This is a genomic window from Corynebacterium sp. HMSC066C02, assembly GCF_001814945.1.
Taxonomy (GTDB): Bacteria; Actinomycetota; Actinomycetes; order Mycobacteriales; family Mycobacteriaceae; genus Corynebacterium; species Corynebacterium aurimucosum.
In genome coordinates, this window is sequence record NZ_KV818469.1 from 162,296 (window position 1) to 180,441 (window position 18,146).

Here is an 18,146-nt window from a genome sequence, read left to right on the forward strand (position 1 = left end):
GACCTTGTGCCGATCCCGGCGGCAAGGCTCACCGACAACATTTTTGAGTCATCGCGGCGCCAGATACAATGGGCCGCATGACCGTCAAAGAGACCACCCACCCAGAGATGCAGGCCATTGGCCTCAACTACGAGCGCTGGCAGGACGCCGTCGAAGCCGCCATTTCCACCAACCAGCTGGCAGTCACCGGGGAGGTTCGCGGAGGACAACTCATTCAGTTCTCGGATCCTTCCGGGGCGCAACTCAATATCCTTGCCGTCGAACCTTTCGCCACCTTTATCGGCTTCGAGGGCGTCACCCAAGGATTCGCTCACGTCTCTATGATCAACGATGTCTTGGCTTACCTGGACATCATCGATCCTTTCGGAAACGTTCTCGCGCAAGCAACGGCGAACCTGGCGCAGGGCCCGCTCTTGGCAGATGAGGACACCCAGCAGTGGCAACAGGTAGAGCTCACCGCGATGGGCCTCGACGTCACCGCCTTCGACAGCACTGAAGCCTACGAAGCCGAGAAGGGTGCCTACCCAGCCACGTTTGAATCCACTGGCGCGGCAATTGTTGCGGCCGGTTCCGGTTCCGAATCCCCCACGCCGGGCTGCACTTTTTCCGCACGGGTCATGGAATCCGAGTGGCGCCACAACCAGCTCACAGGTAAGCGCTTCATGCACCTCGTCATGGATGGCACCTTCCCCTTCGATCTGTGTCTGCCGGAGAGCTTTGGTGAGCTGCCACCGAAGGATTCCGTTCTTGCGGGTTCGGCGATGTTGACGGCCTCGATTGCGCTGCCCACCGGTGGTTGTGGCGGCGAAGGCGGCTGCGCTTGTGGCTCTGGAGGCTGCGGAGGCCACTAAGGTCTCGGAGAGTTGTCACCATGATTTTTTCCGCATCTCAGCGTCGCGGTCTAGCGCTGCTTCTCGCCGCAGTTACCGCTGCGGTGTTGATTGTGACGCTGAAGCTGCCGGGAGTCATCCTCGCTGCTTTCGTCTGCGGCGCGCTGTGGCTTTTCGCCGATGCCCGCCCCAACGCCTCGGAGCATGCGGCACTGCGGGCTTCCATTGCGCTCACGGTGGAGGACATCACGGGTGTCCTCGAGGACTATGCCACGTTTGCTACGAGCGATGACGCGGAGTCCTTAGCCGACCGAACATTGCACCGCCCCGCGCTTGTCGACGTCGACTGCGCAAACCCCGTCATCGAAGCGTTCCACTACGAGATGCATGGTGCGCAACGCTTCTTACGCCGCCTCGATGCGCGGGTGAACTCACCGCACGTTGAAACCAGTGAGCTGGAATCCCTGCTTAAAGTGGCCGACGAGCGCGCCGCAGAACTCAAAGAAGCCTGGCTCGCGGCCCGCCGCGCCGCCTTGGCCTTGGGCACCAACTACAAAAAAGAGGACGGACGCTAAACGCCGTCCCGAAAAGCCCTATAGTGAGGTTTCACCAGTTGCCACGATGCGCGAAGGCCCCGTCAGCGTGGAGCCGTCTTCGGTGATGTCCACCTCTACCTCGCCGCCCGGAACAATGACGCGGACGTGGCCGGTGACCTGGGAGGCATCGGCAAGCGCGGCGCACGCTGCCGCCACCGTTCCGGTGCCGCACGAGCGAGTCTCCCCCGAGCCGCGCTCGAAGACGCGCATGTGAATCACACCATCGCGCAAAGGTGTCACCAGCTCTACGTTGACGCCTGCCGGGAAAAAATCAGTGTCAAAGACAGGCTGCTCAAGGCGCTTTCCAGCCAAGGCCTCTGCGCTAAGCCCCGGGATTACAGCCGCCAAATGGGGGTTTCCCACGTCCACTCCTAGCCCGGCGAAGCTCTCCCCCGCCATCGCAGCCGTGGAGACACCGAGCACCTGTGCTGGTCCCATCTCCACGCTAACTTCGGCCTCAGTCTCGCTGAAAGAGTGCACGGTAACCTGCTTGGCGCCGGCGCGCGTGCCCACGGTGAAGGTGTCTTCTTCCACCAACCCACGGGAACGGACCCAATGCGCGAAGACGCGGGTGCCGTTGCCACACATTTCCGCCACGGAGCCATCCGCGTTGCGGTAGTCCATGAACCAGTCATCGGCGTTAATACCCGGCGCGAGCTCATCGATTTCTCCAGAAGCGAGCAGTTCACCAGCGCGGATGACGCGCAGTACACCGTCGGCGCCGATTCCGGCTCGACGGTCACACAGTGCCGCCACCTTTTCCGGCGGTAGCGGCTCGGTTCCCTCCACAATGACGAAATCGTTCTCAGTTCCGTGGCCTTTAGCAAAGTTCATAGCTGTAGAGTCTAACGCCCTTCGAGGACACGCAAAGCCTGCGTGGTCGTGTCAGCCGCGGCATCCAACCAGTGGATCCGTTTATCGCGGTTGAACCAGGCGCGCTGGCGGCGCACATAGCGGCGGGTTCCGGTGATAGTGCGCTCCACTGCCTCCTCCCATGTCAGCTCTCCGCGCTGTGCTTGGAGAACTTGGGCATAGCCAATCGCCCGCCCGGCTGTGGACTCAGCCTTCAAGCCGCGGATTTGGAGGCTCTCCACTTCCTCCACCAGCCCCTTGTCGAACATGAGGCGGCTACGCAGCTCGATGCGCGGGTTCAACCAGCTGGCTTCCGTGCGCAACCCGAGGATTCTCGTGCCCCATCGGGGCGGGGCGTTCTTCGGTGGTTGGCTGGCTTTGAAAGGCTTGCCTGTAAGCTCGATGACTTCCAGTGCGCGCACGGTACGGCGCGGGTCCTTATCTTCAATGATGGCCGCGGCTGCCGGGTCCACGCTGGCAAGCTCTGCGTGCAAGGCATCGGTACCAATCTCTTGGCGCCGGGCTTCCCAGCGAGCGCGCACCTGCGGATCAGTGGGCGGGAATTGCCAATCATCCACGAGTGATTGGACATAAAGCATGGAGCCGCCCACCAAGATCGGAGTCTTGCCACGCGCTCGAATACTCTCGATATCCGCGATGGCAGCGGACTGATAGCGTGCTACCGACGCCGTTTCCGTCACGTCCCACACATCGAGCTGATGGTGTGGGATACCTTCGCGTTCCTCCATCGTTAGCTTGGCGGTGCCGATGTCCATGCCACGGTAGAGCTGCATCGAATCAACGTTGACAACTTCCCCGTCAAGCTCGTGTGCAAGAGCTACGCCGAGAGCCGACTTTCCGGAGGCCGTCGGGCCGACCACTGCAATGGGGGTTGGCGCGTGCGGGTGAGTATGAGTCATCAGCACTGCCACCCCGCCACATAGCGCCCTACCCCGAGGGTTGAATCCGCTGCCCGAAGCTCCGCGTGCCGTGGGTGCACGCCTGCCAGCTGTGCCCAGAGGTTCGTCTCGAGCACACCTGCGGACCGCAGACGTGCCTCGTCGCAGTGTGCTTCCCCGCCGGCAAGAACGCTTTCGCACCACAGGTGGGCATCCCGTGCGCCGTCGACGAGGGCTAGTGGCGCGCGTTTGGTCAGGCCTGCTGAGCCATCAACACAGACAACGGTCAGGCGGGCGGGACGGACCTCACCGAGTTCAGCGCGGGAATCCTCCACCACGAAGCCTGGTTCATCGGGTGTGTGGGCAAGCGCGCGACAAAGCACGTAGCGGGCCATGATTTCTGGCAGAAAGTTGCCTCCGCCGACGTCGACCTGCGGCGCTCCCCATGCTCGCAAGCTTCCCGTATGCTCGGTGCGCCACCGAGTATCACGCGATCCCACGATATCTACCTTGAGAGGGCCTCCGCCGCTTATGCGTGCGGCATCGCGAGCGAGCTCGCAGGCCGCGCCGAGCAGCGCGCGCGAAGCGTCATCGCCGGGAGAGAGTTCTTCCGCCAGAGCCGGGGAGGCTGGCATAACCATGAGATTCTGCATCAACTCCCATCCTATAAGGTTTGTTTTTCGGGGTTAACACGCGGCTGCACGGCGGAAACGGTAGTGTTGTGTCACATAAGTTTTGGCAGCCGTGTCGCGCGGCGCGATAGTACCGAAGGTGGTTTCCTACCATGTCCGCTATTCCTTCTCCTGGAGCCATGCCCCGCAAGGGCGCTCGTCCCGGCCCGTCGGCTTCCGCCCCCGCCGCACGACCGGTGCAGCCGGCAAAGAATGATCCCGCTAAATGGGGCCGCGTTGATGCTGATGGTTCGGTCTTTGTGAAGTCGCCCGAAGGTGAACGCAAGATCGGCGAATGGCAGGCAGGCACCCCAGAAGAAGGCTTGGCGCACTTTGGCGCCCGCTACGACGATCTGTCTACCGAAATCGAGCTGCTGGAATCCCGCCTGCAGGCGCATCCGGACGATGCAGCGTCGATCAAATCAACCGCGGCAGAGCTCCGGGACTCCCTGCCCACGCAGGCAGTGATTGGTGATATTGCCGCCTTGGACAAGCGCCTGAGCACCGTCATTGAGCATTCCGTGGAGGCCGGCGAGCAGGCGCAGGCTAACAAGGCTCGCCGCCGCGAAGAGGCAATCGCCAAGAAGGAAAAGCTGGCGGCCGAGGCCGAGGACATCGCCGCCAACTCGACGGAGTGGAAGGCCGCCGGCGACCGCATTCGCGCCATCCTCGAGGAGTGGAAGCAGATTCGTGGCATCGACCGTCAGACGGATGATGCACTGTGGAAGCGCTATTCCCGCGCCCGCGATTCCTTTAACCGTCGTCGGGGGTCGCATTTCGCCGAGCTCGATCGCAACCGCGCTGCAGCCCGCGCCAAGAAGGAAGAGCTAGTGGAGCGCGCGGAGGCTATTAAGGAATCCACCAACTGGGGTGAAACGGCGCGTGCTTACCGTGACCTCATGACGGAGTGGAAGGCCGCTGGCCGCGCTCCCCGCGAGATCGACGATAAACTCTGGGCCCGCTTCCGTGCCGCGCAGGACCACTTCTTCAACGCCCGCAACGCGGTCAACGACGAACGGGATAAGCAATTCGCAGAAAACGCCGCCGCCAAGGACGCGCTCATTGCGGAATATGACTCCCAGATTGATCCATCCAAGTCCATCGACGCTGCAAAGGCCAAGCTGCGGGAGCTGCAGGAAAAGTGGGAAGAGATTGGTTTCGTCCCGCGCAAGCAGGTGCGCGAATACGAGTCTAAGATCTCGGCGTTGGAAAAGCGCGTGAGCGACGCCGAGGATTCACAATGGCGCCGGACGGACCCAGAGGCCCAAGCCCGCGTGGCCCAGTTCCAAGCCAAGGTGGATGAATTCACTGCACAGGCGGAGGCCGCAGACGCCAAGGGCAATGCCAAAAAGGCAGAGGAACTGCGCGCCCAGGCGCAGCAATGGCAGGAGTTCGCGGATGCCGCTGCGGCTGCTGTCAACGATAAGTAGCGGCTCCCAGTCTGAGTGTTCGTTCAGATAGTCGCCCCGCCGGGCTCGGCACACGCTGAGCCGGCGGATTGCCTCCGCAGCTTTGTCTTCGACGCTAACCTTGCCGCACAGGAAGCCAGCGGTGATCCCGCGGCCAGTGGCTCTCCACGCCGTGTGCTCCAGCGCTTGCAAGGCTCCGCAGAGTCCGTGACTTACCTTTTCGGGCTCACTACCACTGCTATGGGCACTGCAGGAGAACTGGGGCTGCCGGTCATTTCAGCAGCCGAGCCCAGCCCAGAAATCGACTTCGACGGTTTCATCCATATCTCACTTCCTCTCTTGGAGGAAACGGACAACGCCGATATCGAATGCGTTCTCGCCGCGGATCTCTTGCCCTTGCCTGGGGAGGAACTAGAGCCAGAGGCTCTCGACGTTACGCGAGCCCTCGCCCGCGAGGCACTCCGGCTTACCCGCCAACTGGGCCGCAAGAATGCCCAGGTTGGCATGCTGTATCCGCCGGACGCGGGCCATACCTACGATCCAATGTCGCAGGCCTACCTCGAACTGGGGTTTCGCCAGAAGCACGCCGAGCGTCAGATGTACGTCGACATCCAGCCCACTGCCCCGGTGCTCGGTGCGCAGGTGTGGCCGGACTATGACATCCCGAAAGAGCTTCTGGATGATGTCCTCCGCTTGCTCACCATTGCCTCCGCCGACGCCGTGTACGGTGACTTGAGCGTTGAGCCCATCGTGTGGACGCGGCAGCGCCTCAACGAAGCTTACGCCCGGCTACGCTCCCGGAAGGCTCACACGTTGCTCGTCGGCATTCTCGAGCGCGGTCGAGTCGTCGCACTCACGGAGCTGTCGCGCCACGGCGATGCAGACCCCGAAGTGTGCGAGTGGACTCTCACAGTCACCGACCGCGCCTACCGCCGGCGCGGACTGGCCACGCGCGCCAAGCAGCATGCTCAGTACGCGGTGACGCACCACTGGCCCACCGTTCGCCGGGCGTACTGTTCTGTGGCCCAAGCTGATCCAGCGATGAATGCGCTCTACGCGCGCCTCGGCGCGCATATCATCTCCGCCAGCAGCGCCTACGAGCTCACCGTGTAGAGCGGATAATCGGTGTAGCCGCGCTCCCCACCTGTGTAAAACGTTCCTTCGTCCGGCGCGGTGATTGGAAGCTGCTCCTGCCAGCGGCGAACGAGGTCCGGGTTCGAGATGGCCAAGCGGCCCACGGCCACCGCATCACCATGCTGAACCAGCTCCTCGGCTTCGGCACGCTGGGTGACCTGGACAAATCCCGAATTCAGGATGACGCGGGTGCGCCCGTTAGCGCGTGCAAGGGTGCTCAGCTCAGTAATGAGCTCACCGGTAGGCTCTGCGTGGAGGAAGGAAACATAGGCCAGACCGAGGTCTTCACTTGCACGGAGCAGCCCTCCATACGTGGCAAGCACATCCGCGGCGTCAGTTTCCTCGATGCCCTGAATATTGTGTTGTGGCGACAGCCGCAGTGCGAGACGGTCTGCACCGATCTCCTCGGCCACAGCACGGAGGATTTCCTCCACGAGGCGATAGCGATTCTCTGGGTTTCCACCATAAGCATCCTCTCGGTGATTGGAGCTCGGGGAAAGGAATTGATGCAGAAGGTAGCCATTGGCGCCATGGATCTCTACGCCATCCATCCCTGCGTCGATGGCGTTGCGAGCGGCCTGACGGAACTCTCCGATGATGCGAGGTAGCTCTTCAACGTCGAGGGCTCGGGGAACCGGACACTCTTTGCGGGACTCAAAATCTCTGACCGCAGTCCCAGAGGCCACTGCGGAGGGCGCTACCGGCTGTGCCCCTTCGAGGAGACTGGCATGAGACAGGCGCCCGCCATTCATTACCTGCATGAAAATGCGCCCGCCGGCCTCATGGACGGACTCCGTCACGCGACGCCACCCGGCAATCTGCTCTGGAGTTTCGACACCGGGCTGGCCAGGAAAGGCGCGGCTCGTCATCGAGGGGAATACGCCCTCTGTCACGATAAGGCCCATGGAAGCGCGCTGCGTGTAGTACGTCTCGTGCACATGTGTGGGGACACCGTCACGGCCTGCCCGTGAGCGGGTCAAAGCTGCCATGGTCACGCGGTTTGGCAGGGTTAGTCGTCCCAATTCAAGTGAGTCGAAGAGTGTAGTCATGCACTCCACAACACGATAGTAGGAGTGCTTATTCCTCGCCCTGCTGACGGCGGTGGCGTGAGGCGGCGCGTGAGCGGCGGTCGTCGATAAGCAGCGGGTTCTGCTCCGCTGGCAGCTCAGTCGCGGCTTCGTTTTGCAAGACACCCACGTGGTCAAGCTGCCCCGAGACTTCACGGACACGCTCAGCGGCGGCTAGCTGCTCAGGGCTGCGGCGCAACGCAACTTGGCAGTACACAAGAAAGGCCACCAACGTCGAGATAGCACCCGCGTACATGCCGATGGATGCACCCTCAGCGGCGCCGCCGCGGTACCAGAAGCCCCATAAGTTGACGAAAAAGGAGATGGTCACCATCATCCATGCGGCGAGAGCTACAGACGTCCGCCGCGTGAGGAGTGTGGCCGTGGTCAGAATACCCACGCCACCCAACGCTAGCCAGGCGCTGACGGTCTCCATAAGCGAGATCCGGACTCCCTCAACGGTTCCTCCGACGAAGAGCGCTTCCCATCCGCGAGCCTCGCCAGCATAAGGAAGCACCAGGTACGCTACCCACGCCAGGACGGATACGATGAGCGCGTATTTGTGCTTTCCCAGTTCAATGGTCCTCGCTGCACGCTTCTCTGCCGCGACGGCGTCGCGCACCTGCTTCAAGTCATCACTCATAGAACCGGAGCCTACTCTCTTCTAACAGCCGCAAGAATCAGCCGGCGCGCTGGGCTTGCCGACGCCCGGCAGCCCCAGCCCCACCCCAATCGGAGCCGTCGTAGGTGTCTGCCCTGCCGCCGACATATCGCCGGCCTTCGTGCGGCGGTGCTCGCTGACGCCGGAGTCAGCAACCAGGAAGAAGGAGCCCGCACCCGTCACGGTGGTGTGCACGACATCACCGGGACGAATCTCCGCGGAAATGTCCTTGCCCGCAGGATCGACGGGAGCGAAGTGAACGAGGCGACCATCGCGAGCACGGCCGGTAAGGCGGTGAGTCTCGGCGGACTTACGACCACCTTCCGCCTGAACCAGAAGCTCCACATCGGAACCGACGAGCTTCGCGTTTTCCTCAGCCTGGATGGAGTCTTGCAGCGCTACCAAGCGCTCGAAGCGCTCCTGCACGACCTCTTTCGGTATCTGATTCTCCATTTCCGCAGCCGGGGTGCCTGGGCGCGGCGAGTACTGGAAGGTAAAGGCGGACGCGAAGCGGGCACGGCGCACCACCTCTAGAGTGGCCTCGAAGTCTTCCTCTGTCTCGCCAGGGAAGCCCACAATGATATCCGTCGTAATGGCAGCATGCGGCATCTTCTCTCGCACTTCATCGAGAATGCCCAGGAACTTCTTCGTGCGATAGGAACGGCGCATGTCCTTGAGCACCTTGTCCGAACCAGACTGAAGCGGCATGTGCAGCTGTGGGCACACCGCTGGGGTCTCCGCCATGGCATCGATTACATCGGACGTAAACTCGGCAGGGTGTGGGGAGGTAAAGCGGAGGCGCTCAAGGCCCTCAATCTTGCCTACTTCCCGCAGCAGCTTGGAGAAAGCGAAGCGGTCCCGCGGCAGATCCGGGTCGGCGAAGTTGACACCATAGGCGTTGACGTTTTGCCCCAACAAGGTCACCTCGGACACGCCCTGGTCCACCAGTGCTTGAACCTCTGCGAGGATATCGCCTGGGCGGCGGTCCTCTTCCTTGCCGCGCAACGAGGGAACAATGCAGAAGGTACAGGTGTTATTGCAGCCTACGGATACCGATACCCACCCGGCATAAGCGGATTCGCGCTTTGCCGGCAGCACGGACGGGAAGGCCTCCAGGGCGTCGACGATCTCGACCTGGGCCTCATCGTTGTGGCGGGCACGCTCCAGCAATGCCGGCAGGGCAGCCATGTTGTGGGTTCCGAAAACAGCGTCTACCCACGGCGCATGGTCAAGGACTGTGTCCTTATCCTTCTGCGCCAAGCAGCCACCCACCGCGATTTGCATGCCCGGGTGGTTTTCCTTCGTCTTCTTTAACGCACCCAACGTGCCGTACAGGCGCTTATCGGCGTTCTCGCGCACGGCGCAAGTATTGAAAACGATGAGGTCAGGCTCAGTGCCCTCCGGTGCCGCCGAATAGCCGGCTTCCTCAAGCAGGCCGGAGATGCGCTCTGAGTCATGAACGTTCATTTGGCAGCCGAAAGTCCGCACCTCATAGGTGCGGGGCTGGGAATTAATTACGGGGGAGTTCACGGGGGGACATTCTAACTGGCCCATCCGACTACTCATAATGCCTTAAGTTCGGCAATGCGTGCGTCCAAGACCTCAATGGAGATACGCATAACGAGTTCCTGGTTATAGCCGCGCCGCGCGAGCGTGCCAACGATGCGACGCAAGAACTTGTCCCTCTCATGCCGGTCAGCGGGAACCCTCTTGAGGGTTCGCACCTTCTTTTCAGCTACCTGGCGGGCGACAGCCTCTTCAGATTCTTCAGTGATCTGCTCTAAAGCTATGGCACGGTCGGCAGCCTCGACGCCCTTCTCCTTCAATTCGAGGTTGAGGGCCCGGGCCGATTTTCCTCGCCGGGCGTGACGCTGACGCACCCACTCCTTGGCAAAGGCTTCATCATCAACAAGCCCTACCCCTGCTAAGTCATCGACGACAGTGTCAACGACCTCTGGCTCAAAGTCCGCAGCGACGAGCCGGTCACGCAGCTCCTTGCGGGAACGCGCCCGCTGATCCAGTAGACCTAGCGCACGGGAACGCACGGGTGCCTTCGCCGCTTCGGCTTCCGCGTCAATGAGTTGCCCGCCGGCGTCACCCGACTCGTAGGCTTCGAGAGCGCGACGCAGCTTTTCGAGTTTCTCTGGTGAAGGTTGTGGCATTGATTCCGATTAGTCGTCGTCGAAATCGACGTTCGGTACAAGATCCACAGCCTCATCCGTCAGCGGATCGTCCGCGCCCGGCACGTCCATCGCTACATCCTCGCCCGCTTCGGCAGCGGCGGCACCAACGCCGAGTTTGACGAAGATCTTCTTTTCAATCTCATCCGCGAGATCTGGATTGTCCTTGAGGAAGTTACGGGCCTTTTCCTTGCCTTGGCCCAGCTGGTCGCCCTCATAGGTAAACCACGAGCCAGACTTCTTGATGAAGCCGTGTTCGACGCCCAAGTCAATGATGGAAGACTCGCGCGAAATGCCCTCGCCGTACATGATGTCGAACTCAGCGATCTTGAACGGCGGGGAAACCTTGTTCTTCACAACCTTGAGCTTGGTGCGGTTACCAATGGCATCCTGACCATCCTTCAGGGTCTGGATTCGGCGAATATCGCAACGCACCGAGGCGTAAAACTTCAGCGCCTTACCACCCGTCGTGGTTTCCGGCGAGCCAAACATTACGCCGATCTTTTCACGCAGCTGGTTGATGAAGATGGCGGTGGTGCCCGAGTTGTACAGAGCACCGGTCATCTTGCGCAGCGCTTGGGACATGAGGCGCGCCTGAAGGCCAACGTGGCTATCTCCCATCTCGCCCTCAATCTCAGCCTTCGGTGTCAGCGCCGCGACCGAGTCAATGACAATGATGTCAATGGCACCGGAACGCACCAGCATATCGGCGATTTCCAAAGCTTGCTCACCGGTATCTGGCTGGGAAACCAACAGGTTGTCCGTATCCACGCCGAGTAGGCGCGCATACTCCGGGTCGAGAGCGTGCTCAGCATCGATAAATGCGGCGATGCCACCAGTTTTCTGCGCCGATGCAATGGCGTGCAGCGCAACGGTGGTCTTACCCGAGGATTCCGGGCCATAAATCTCCACGATACGCCCACGCGGGAAACCGCCGACGCCTAATGCGATATCGATAGCTGTGTTGCCGGAGGAAATGGCTTGGATTGGCGGGCGGTCATCATCGCCCAAACGCATGACGGCGCCCTTACCAAAATCCTTCTCAATCATCGCCATTGCGGCATCAAGGGCCTTTTGACGATCATCGCCCTTGTTCGCCGTCGAGGACTTCTTCTTCGTAGCCATTCATTTCCTCACTATCGTGCGTCAGTTGTTGTGCATTCTTGCTCGTTAATACGTGCGTGTTAATGCTTGAGTGTTAATTAAAGGTGGCACCTAGTTAGACTGCCGCCTCGTGACTTTGGTTCCCAGGCTTTGACTCAATTAGCCTTTCATCCTCACCACAAGCCACGAAAGCACCCTAACGCGCTCACCGGACCACGTCCCCACAATACACACACAAGTGTTCGATTGGCCATTCTGCCGTGACGCGTGTCCAGGGCGCCAAGTCCGTTACTGGAGCACCCACGGGCCACCCTGCTCCTGCCGAGAGAAAGTCACCTTCTCAGAAGCTGGAAGAACGGCCACCTCCTCCCCTAGTTGACCACACATGTCTAGCTCGTCAAGGTCAGCCCTACTGCTCATGAATGAGGAATACCCGGGCCTTTGCACATCCCGGTAGAGCTCAACCTGCCCCGCAGCAGGCGGCACCCACTCATCGTCCTCATCACTACCGCCCTGCCAGGTACCTTCGCTCGCCGCTAGGACATCTTTTTCGGAAGCACCGGGGCAAATTAAGATCACCCGTTCATACTCGGAATCAAAGATGTCACCGATCTGCATGTCCACGCTGCCAGGATCCCCCTCCTTCACCCCGGCTGCCCTATCGATATTTTCAATGACATTCGCGGAATTCATCAACGAACATCCAGTCAGACTACCTATGACCAAGCCGGAGAGAAGTGTTATTGCACCCCCGCGCACGCTTAGGTGCATCACATCGTTAAACCGTGCTTGTCCCTGCCTATCTGCCATGCCCCGAGGGTACCCCGTTCGGGGTGATCGTGGGATCCAAAGCCCATGCTTGAACGGTGTTCAAAAGGGCTCATTTGCTGCACCGTTACCCCGCTGGATAAACTTTGGCCCATGAAAAAGAATTCCGTCGCGGCTGACATCGCGTACGTCGCGGTCTTCACCGCGCTCATCATAGTCTTTGCTTTCGTCTCCATCCCCACCCCCACCGCGGGTGTGCCCATCGTTCTCCAAAATGCCGTTATCATCCTGGCCGGCCTGGTTCTCGGCGGCCGGCGCGGCCTCTTCGTGGGCCTGCTTTTCATAGCTCTCGGCCTCGTTGGTCTTCCCATCCTGGCTGGCGGGCGCAGCGCGTTAAGTGCTATCGCCGGCCCCACGGTGGGCTACCTCGTTGGATATGTGGTCGCTCCGGCCATCACCGGTCTTATCGCCTACCGGGCGCCGCGCGGCAAGGGAGGCATGACCGCCATCCTCGCCATTGCTGGTCTTGTTGGCTTAGCTGTGCAATATTTCTGTGGAAGCCTGGGCCTAGTGTTCCGCTCTGACATGTCCTTCGGGGCTGCCATCATTGCCCAAGGCCCATTCATCATCCCCGATCTCATCAAGGTCGCCGTCATGGTCATTATCGCGGTCGGTGTTCATGCAGCATTCCCCGATCTGATGGGTCGACGCGCTCAAGCGAAGTAGCTCCCGTGCCGCAGATCGATTTCCGCAATGTTTCCGTCGCCTTCGACGAAACCCCCGTACTCAAAGACATTTCACTTTGCTTGAGCGAACAGCGCATCGGCATTATCGGTGCCAATGGTGGCGGCAAGTCCACGCTCGTTCGGCTCATCAACGGACTCGGTGACCCCACCAGCGGTCAGGTGGTGGTGGACAACCTGGACGTCGCCAAGCACGGCAAGGAAATCCGACGCCGCGTGGGTTTCGTCTTTTCTGATGCCGAGAACCAGATCGTCATGCCGCAGGTACGCGATGACGTGGAGTTCTCCCTGCGTCGTCTCAAATTGTCTCGGGAAGAACGTACCAAGCGTGTCGACGCCGCCCTCGAACGCTTCGGCCTAGGCCCCTTGGCAGAGCAGTCTCCGCACACGCTCTCAGGTGGGCAGAAACAGCTCCTTGCACTGGCCTCAGTACTGGTCATCGAACCGACCATCATCATCGCTGACGAGCCAACCACCCTGCTCGACCTGCGCAACCGCGACCGCATTCGCCGCGAGTTCGCACGTCTGGAACAACAGCTCATCGTCGTCACTCACGATCTAGACTTCCTCTCCGATTTCGATCGCGTTCTGTGCATAGACAACCACAGCGTCGTTGCCGATGGAGCACCCGAGGAGGTCATCCCCTTCTACACGAACCTTATGGAATCCCGCCCGCTCTAACTCATGCCCAAGAACATCCCACTCGGCTTCTATGTCGACGCCGATACCATCATTCACCGCATCCCCGCCGCGGTGAAGTTCCTACTACTCATCGCCTTCATTCTCGTAACATCGCTGGCGGTGCACACGATCCCTTGGGCGGCGGTGAGCCTGGCTCTCCCCCTTGGCCTCTTCCCTATTGCCCGAGTTCCTTTCCGCGTTGCGTTTGGCCAACTCGCACCGCCGCTCTACCTTCTCCTCGCGCTCGCCGCGTTCCAGTGGTGGCAGAAAGACCTGACGGCGGCTGCCATCATGTTCCTCACCATCTACGCCGCCATTAGCGCGGCGGTGCTGCTAACACTCACCACAAAGGTCTCGGAGATGATGGACTCCCTGGATCGCGCCCTGGCTCCTCTGGGGCGCCTCGGGGTCCCCGTTGAGAACATCACGCTAGCGATGTCCCTGACCATTCGTTTACTTCCCCTGATGCTAGGGACGGTCGTCGAGGTGCTGGACGCACGAAAAGCCCGGGGTGCCACGGCATCACTAACCGCCTTTGGCACCCCGGTTATCATTCGCTCGATCCGTCGCGCACGCGCCATGGGCGAGGCCCTGCAAGCGCGCGGCGTCGGAGACTAAACTTTATTCACCGCGCAGCTCACGCAGGCGAGCCTGGACGGCATCATCCTGTACGTTCGGCTGAGCCTTAGCTTCAGCCGAACCGATTGCCTGCTGGGAGTTGCCCTCTACAGCCTTCGGATTGTTCATCTCGGCGCGAATCTGCTCAAGACGGGAGTGGCCAGCCAGCTGCACACCGGCCTGCTCAATCTCATGCATTCGGTTCGACACAGAGTTCTCCGCGAGCTCCGCCTGACCCAAAGCCTTGGAGTAGCGGCGCTCAATCTTATCGCGCACGGCATCTAGGGAAGGCGTGTTGCCATTCGCGGTAAGCTCGTTCATCGAGTTAAGGGAGTCGGAGACCTTCTCCTGCATCTTGGCCTGCTCGAGCTGGGACAGCAACTTCGAGCGCTCGTTAACCTTCTCACGCAAAGCCATGCCATTGCGCTCGACGGCCTTCTTAGCCTGCTCCGCCTGCTGCAGTGCCTGATCATGCAGCTTCTTGGTGTCTTCAACAGACTCCTCCGCGGTTACCAGCTGGGCGGCAAAGGCTTCCGCTGCGTTCTCATACTCGGTAGCCTTCTGCACGTCACCCTCAGCACGGGCCTTGTCCGCCAAGCTGAGAGCGTTGCGGGTGTTTTGCTGCAGCTTTTCAATCTCACTAAGACGACGGTTGAGCTGCATCTCCAGCTGACGCTGATTACCAATCACCGCAGCGGCCTGCTGGGATAGCTCCTGGTGCTGGCGCTGCGCGTCCTCGATCGCCTGCTCGATCTGCACCTTCGGATCAGCGTTCTCTTCGATCTTCGAGTCAAAGAGAGCCATCAAGTACTTCCAGGCCTTTACGAATGGATTCGCCATAACAGAAGGTGCCTTTCTCAGCAGTTCGTTGTGTGGATAAATGGGTAATCAGAGTATTCTCTGCCTGCCTAATATTAGCGAAGCAAGGAGAGCTACGCCGCAGTTCTATAACTCGGATGCAGCTGGCGCAGTGGATGCAAGTTCCTCATCCATCGACGGCAACGCCATGTAGCCGGCCGCCTCAATGAGGACATCGGAGACGCTGACATCAAGTGCATAGCAGACAGAGGCCAGCAGCTCGGAGGAAACCTCCTTGCGGCCACGCTCCAGCTCCGAAAGATATCCCGGGGAAACACGCGCCACACCGGCGAGCTCGCGGAGGGTCACGCCTTTATCCGCGCGGAAGGCGCGAAGCGTTAATCCGAGGGCCTCGCGCAGCAGCGGCTCAGGAGTCCGCGTCGACCGCGCCGGGGACTGGGTGGGTTTATCGAGTAGTGCAACTGAAGTGTTCATCACCCCATACAACGGCTCAGCAGTCGTACTTGTTCCCACAATCAACTAATTTTCTTCAAGAGTTGATAGGAGAAGACTCAATGCCGCCTCAACGGCAGCGAAACGAATCGCGTTGCGCCCCTCAGCAGGAAGCTCATAAAGGACGCCGCGCTTGGCGACGCCCCCGCCACCCCTCCCGCATAACCCCACGTACACCGTGCCCGCGGGTTTGCCTTCCTGGAGGTCCGGCCCGGCTACACCAGTCAGCCCTACCCCCCAATCTGCACGCGTTTCAACGACCGCCGCCTCAGCCATCTGCGCAGCAGTCGCAGCAGACACCACGCCTTGCTCCTCAAGTTCTTCCACGGTGGTGTTGAGAAAATGAGCCTTGACCTCTGTCGCATACGTCACCAGCCCACCCCGCAGCACCGCCGAGGCTCCCGGGATGCACGCCACAGTCGCAGCGGCTAGACCAGCAGTAAGGGACTCACAGAACGCCACAGTTTCACCGCGTTCGCTGAGCGTGGATACTAGTTGCGCCTCGATGCTCATTGGTTCTCCCTATGGCCATCAATGAGGTACTGGATGCCGGTCAGGACGGTAACGAAGGCGGCGGCCAACATAACGAGGAGGCTCGGAAGGTCCATCCACCCTGGCAGCGGACAAAGATACAACGCCACCGCCACAGTCTGCAGAGCCGTCTTGAGCTTTCCGCCTTGGGAAGCCGGCACCACCTTCCCTTGACGCAGCAAGAAGAAGCGCCAAATCGTAATGCCGAATTCGCGAAACAGAATCAGCACGGTGATCCACACCGGCAAAGCCCCAGTGATATTGAGGCACACGAGGGCCGCGGTCATCAGGGCTTTATCCGCGATCGGGTCCGCAATCTTGCCAAAGTTAGTGATGAGTCCCCGCGCGCGTGCAATATCGCCATCCAACTTATCCGTGAGCATCAAGAGCGCGAAGCAGAGGAAAGCCCACCATTCATGGCCAGCGAGCACCAGCCAGGCAAACAGGGGGATAAAGAGGATGCGCAAACTGGTCAGGATGTTGGGCAGGTTCCAATTGGAGACCTCGGGGTTAACATCCGTAGTTTGAGATTGCTTGTGCGCAGCCTGAGAATCATTCACGCTCTTCATCCTACCGTGGCCTGCCTGCCCCTCGGGCGAGCACTACCATGGTCGGTATGAAGTATTTCGCAGTTTCCTATGAATACAATCCATCTAACCCGGTTATTGCTGAGGTTCGCCCGAAGCACCGCGAATTCATCGGCGCACTCCACGACAAGGGCCAGATCTGTGGCTCTGGCCCCTACACCGATTCCAAGGGCGGGGCGCTCATCGTCCTGCAATTTGAGGATGAGTCCGTAAAGGTGGCCGATGTCATCGCCCTCATGGACCAGGATCCCTTCTACACCGAAGGCGCTGTTACTGGGCGCGCTTTCCGCGAGTGGAATCCCGTTATTAATTCCTTCTAAATCCCCGCGGCCCGAGTTTAAGGCAGCTCGGACTTGGGAAGTTCGTCCGCCTTGCCGACGAGCTCGCCCTCCTTGTTGCGTACGATCTTGTTGCCAAAATCGTCCCAATCATAGTGGTTGTGAGAAACCACCACGCCACCCTGGGCTTGGTCGCGTTTGTCCTTCCACACTGACAGCAACACCGTAACCAGGAGGACGCCGACGATGACCAGTAGCGACACAAGGGTCGTAATCTCCGGTACTGCGCTGACATTCTCACCTCCATTGATGAAGGGCAAGTTGTTCTCGTGCAGAGCGTGGAAGAGCAGCTTGACACCAATGAACAGCAAGATAATACCCAGGCCATAAGGCAGGTAGACCAGGCGGTCCAACAGGCCATCAATGAGGAAGAACATTTGGCGCAGCCCCATGAGAGCGAAGGCATTGGTGGTAAAGACGAGGAAAGGCTCCGAGGTAATGCCGTAGATAGCTGGGATGGAGTCGAAGGCAAACATGACGTCGATCAGCCCGATAGCCGCCAAAGCAACGAAAAGCGGCGTCAGGGCGAATTTGCCCTTCTTCTCACCGGATTCCTCACGGTGGGTGAGCTTGTCACCGTGGTAGCGCGGGGTCACATGGACCACTTTGCGCAGCCACTTGACTACCAGCATGTCGTTGGGGTCGGTCTCGGGCGTCCCGTTGATCTCATCGATGAGCAGCTTGACTGCGGTGTAAATAAGGAAGATGGCAAACAGGTAGAAGACATCCGACCATGCCGCAATAATGGCCGCGCCCATCAAGATGAAGACAAGGCGGAAAACCAGCGCTAGGACGATACCGATGAGCAGGACCTTCTGCTGATACCTGCGGGGAATCTTGAAGGAGCCCATGACGAGCGAGAACACGAACAGGTTATCCACGCTCAACGCCTGTTCCGTCACCCAACCGGTGTAGAACTGTGCCGCATGTTCACTGTCCCACAGCACCCATACAACTCCGCCAAAGACAACGGCGACGGCCATGTAGAACAGTGTCCACCCACCGGATTCCTTGATGCTGGGCTCGTGGGGTGAGCGGACGTGGCTATAGAAATCGAAAACAAAAAAGCCCAAGATCACCGCGATGGTGATGGCCCAGACCCATAGTGGCACATGCATAATGAGTTATCCCTCCGGTCGACGCGACAATAAAGACCGGAGGTCTCC

The 18,146-nt window shown here is 60.2% G+C and carries 22 protein-coding genes; 8 read left to right on the forward strand and 14 right to left on the reverse strand.

The genetic code is table 11. From position 1 onward, the window contains the following. Positions 1–68 precede the first annotated feature (68 nt). Both HMPREF2996_RS10215 and HMPREF2996_RS10220 read left to right on the forward strand, forming a co-directional pair. Positions 69–851, forward strand: coding sequence for a hypothetical protein (locus tag HMPREF2996_RS10215; RefSeq protein ID WP_070711317.1), 783 nt, complete (start codon positions 69–71; stop codon positions 849–851). Positions 852–871: 20 nt separating this feature from the next. Then, a complete protein-coding gene (locus HMPREF2996_RS10220; protein ID WP_070446737.1) occupies positions 872–1,405 on the forward strand; it encodes a hypothetical protein in 534 nt (177 codons plus the stop codon). A gap of 18 nt (positions 1,406–1,423) precedes the next feature. On the opposite strand, the gene dapF is transcribed toward HMPREF2996_RS10220, so the two are convergent. Genes dapF through HMPREF2996_RS10235 form a run of 3 tightly spaced genes read right to left on the reverse strand, consistent with a single transcriptional unit; the run spans position 1,424 to position 3,830 of the window. Continuing rightward, entirely contained in the window at positions 1,424–2,260 is an 837-nt protein-coding gene (dapF, locus tag HMPREF2996_RS10225) for a diaminopimelate epimerase (RefSeq protein WP_070446736.1), read from the reverse strand. An 11-nt stretch (positions 2,261–2,271) separates the two neighbouring features. Next, on the reverse strand, positions 2,272–3,198 hold the full coding sequence (gene miaA / locus HMPREF2996_RS10230) for a tRNA (adenosine(37)-N6)-dimethylallyltransferase MiaA (RefSeq protein WP_070446946.1): 927 nt from the start codon (positions 3,196–3,198) through the stop codon (positions 2,272–2,274). After that, a complete protein-coding gene (locus HMPREF2996_RS10235; RefSeq protein ID WP_070644956.1) occupies positions 3,198–3,830 on the reverse strand; it encodes a hypothetical protein in 633 nt (210 codons plus the stop codon). The genes miaA and HMPREF2996_RS10235 overlap by 1 nt, the downstream gene beginning before the upstream one ends. A gap of 131 nt (positions 3,831–3,961) precedes the next feature. Here HMPREF2996_RS10235 and HMPREF2996_RS10240 point away from each other — a divergent pair, with 131 nt between their 5' ends. Together HMPREF2996_RS10240 and HMPREF2996_RS10245 are read left to right on the forward strand one after the other, a co-directional pair. After that, a complete protein-coding gene (locus HMPREF2996_RS10240; RefSeq protein WP_070644957.1) occupies positions 3,962–5,278 on the forward strand; it encodes a DUF349 domain-containing protein in 1,317 nt (438 codons plus the stop codon). 15 nt (positions 5,279–5,293) lie between these two features. Further along, complete coding sequence (locus HMPREF2996_RS10245; RefSeq protein WP_070731268.1) at positions 5,294–6,370, forward strand: GNAT family N-acetyltransferase; 1,077 nt, start codon at positions 5,294–5,296, stop codon at positions 6,368–6,370. Here the strand turns inward: HMPREF2996_RS10245 and HMPREF2996_RS10250 are convergent. The 6 genes from HMPREF2996_RS10250 to HMPREF2996_RS10275 form a co-directional block, all read right to left on the reverse strand. Next, positions 6,352–7,440, reverse strand: coding sequence for an alkene reductase (locus HMPREF2996_RS10250; protein ID WP_083276477.1), 1,089 nt, complete (start codon positions 7,438–7,440; stop codon positions 6,352–6,354). The genes HMPREF2996_RS10245 and HMPREF2996_RS10250 overlap by 19 nt on opposite strands. Positions 7,441–7,468: 28 nt before the next feature. Further along, the gene (locus HMPREF2996_RS10255; protein WP_070446732.1) at positions 7,469–8,101 is read right to left on the reverse strand and encodes an Rv2732c family membrane protein; all 633 of its coding nucleotides are present in this window, start codon (positions 8,099–8,101) and stop codon (positions 7,469–7,471) included. 21 nt (positions 8,102–8,122) lie between these two features. Next, positions 8,123–9,673 (reverse strand): tRNA (N6-isopentenyl adenosine(37)-C2)-methylthiotransferase MiaB, encoded by a 1,551-nt coding sequence (miaB, locus tag HMPREF2996_RS10260; protein ID WP_210384585.1) that lies wholly within the window; start codon positions 9,671–9,673, stop codon positions 8,123–8,125. Positions 9,674–9,681: 8 nt separating this feature from the next. Further along, positions 9,682–10,281, reverse strand: a complete 600-nt coding sequence (gene recX / locus HMPREF2996_RS10265; RefSeq protein ID WP_070446730.1) for a recombination regulator RecX — start codon at positions 10,279–10,281, stop codon at positions 9,682–9,684. Between the two features lie 9 nt (positions 10,282–10,290). Then, a complete protein-coding gene (recA, locus tag HMPREF2996_RS10270; RefSeq protein WP_070446729.1) occupies positions 10,291–11,424 on the reverse strand; it encodes a recombinase RecA in 1,134 nt (377 codons plus the stop codon). 267 nt (positions 11,425–11,691) lie between these two features. Continuing rightward, on the reverse strand, positions 11,692–12,096 hold the full coding sequence (locus HMPREF2996_RS10275; RefSeq protein ID WP_070719132.1) for a hypothetical protein: 405 nt from the start codon (positions 12,094–12,096) through the stop codon (positions 11,692–11,694). A 228-nt stretch (positions 12,097–12,324) separates the two neighbouring features. Here HMPREF2996_RS10275 and HMPREF2996_RS10280 point away from each other — a divergent pair, with 228 nt between their 5' ends. Genes HMPREF2996_RS10280 through HMPREF2996_RS10290 form a run of 3 tightly spaced genes read left to right on the forward strand, consistent with a single transcriptional unit; the run spans position 12,325 to position 14,213 of the window. Next, entirely contained in the window at positions 12,325–12,897 is a 573-nt protein-coding gene (locus HMPREF2996_RS10280) for a biotin transporter BioY (protein WP_070711323.1), read from the forward strand. 5 nt (positions 12,898–12,902) lie between these two features. After that, entirely contained in the window at positions 12,903–13,595 is a 693-nt protein-coding gene (locus HMPREF2996_RS10285; RefSeq protein ID WP_070446726.1) for an energy-coupling factor ABC transporter ATP-binding protein, read from the forward strand. Positions 13,596–13,598: 3 nt separating this feature from the next. Continuing rightward, on the forward strand, positions 13,599–14,213 hold the full coding sequence (locus HMPREF2996_RS10290; RefSeq protein ID WP_070446725.1) for an energy-coupling factor transporter transmembrane component T family protein: 615 nt from the start codon (positions 13,599–13,601) through the stop codon (positions 14,211–14,213). A 3-nt stretch (positions 14,214–14,216) separates the two neighbouring features. Here the strand turns inward: HMPREF2996_RS10290 and HMPREF2996_RS10295 are convergent, their stop codons facing one another. From HMPREF2996_RS10295 to pgsA, 4 genes are all read right to left on the reverse strand, one after another. Continuing rightward, the gene (locus tag HMPREF2996_RS10295; protein WP_070446724.1) at positions 14,217–15,053 is read right to left on the reverse strand and encodes a PspA/IM30 family protein; all 837 of its coding nucleotides are present in this window, start codon (positions 15,051–15,053) and stop codon (positions 14,217–14,219) included. Positions 15,054–15,158: 105 nt separating this feature from the next. Then, positions 15,159–15,506: a helix-turn-helix domain-containing protein gene (locus HMPREF2996_RS10300; protein WP_070644969.1), complete on the reverse strand. Its 348-nt coding sequence runs from the start codon at positions 15,504–15,506 to the stop codon at positions 15,159–15,161. Positions 15,507–15,551: 45 nt separating this feature from the next. Beyond that, on the reverse strand, positions 15,552–16,037 hold the full coding sequence (locus HMPREF2996_RS10305) for a nicotinamide-nucleotide amidohydrolase family protein (RefSeq protein ID WP_070644971.1): 486 nt from the start codon (positions 16,035–16,037) through the stop codon (positions 15,552–15,554). Then, the gene (gene pgsA, locus HMPREF2996_RS10310) at positions 16,034–16,624 is read right to left on the reverse strand and encodes a CDP-diacylglycerol--glycerol-3-phosphate 3-phosphatidyltransferase (protein ID WP_210386014.1); all 591 of its coding nucleotides are present in this window, start codon (positions 16,622–16,624) and stop codon (positions 16,034–16,036) included. Before pgsA ends, HMPREF2996_RS10305 begins: the two co-directional genes overlap by 4 nt. A 47-nt stretch (positions 16,625–16,671) precedes the next feature. Here pgsA and HMPREF2996_RS10315 point away from each other — a divergent pair, with 47 nt between their 5' ends. Further along, positions 16,672–16,962 carry a YciI family protein gene (locus HMPREF2996_RS10315; protein ID WP_010190299.1) on the forward strand — a complete coding sequence of 97 codons (291 nt, stop codon included), beginning with the start codon at positions 16,672–16,674 and terminating at the stop codon, positions 16,960–16,962. A gap of 17 nt (positions 16,963–16,979) precedes the next feature. On the opposite strand, the gene HMPREF2996_RS10320 is transcribed toward HMPREF2996_RS10315, so the two are convergent. Beyond that, a complete protein-coding gene (locus tag HMPREF2996_RS10320) occupies positions 16,980–18,098 on the reverse strand; it encodes a TerC/Alx family metal homeostasis membrane protein (RefSeq protein WP_070644975.1) in 1,119 nt (372 codons plus the stop codon). Between the last annotated feature and the right edge of the window lie 48 nt (positions 18,099–18,146).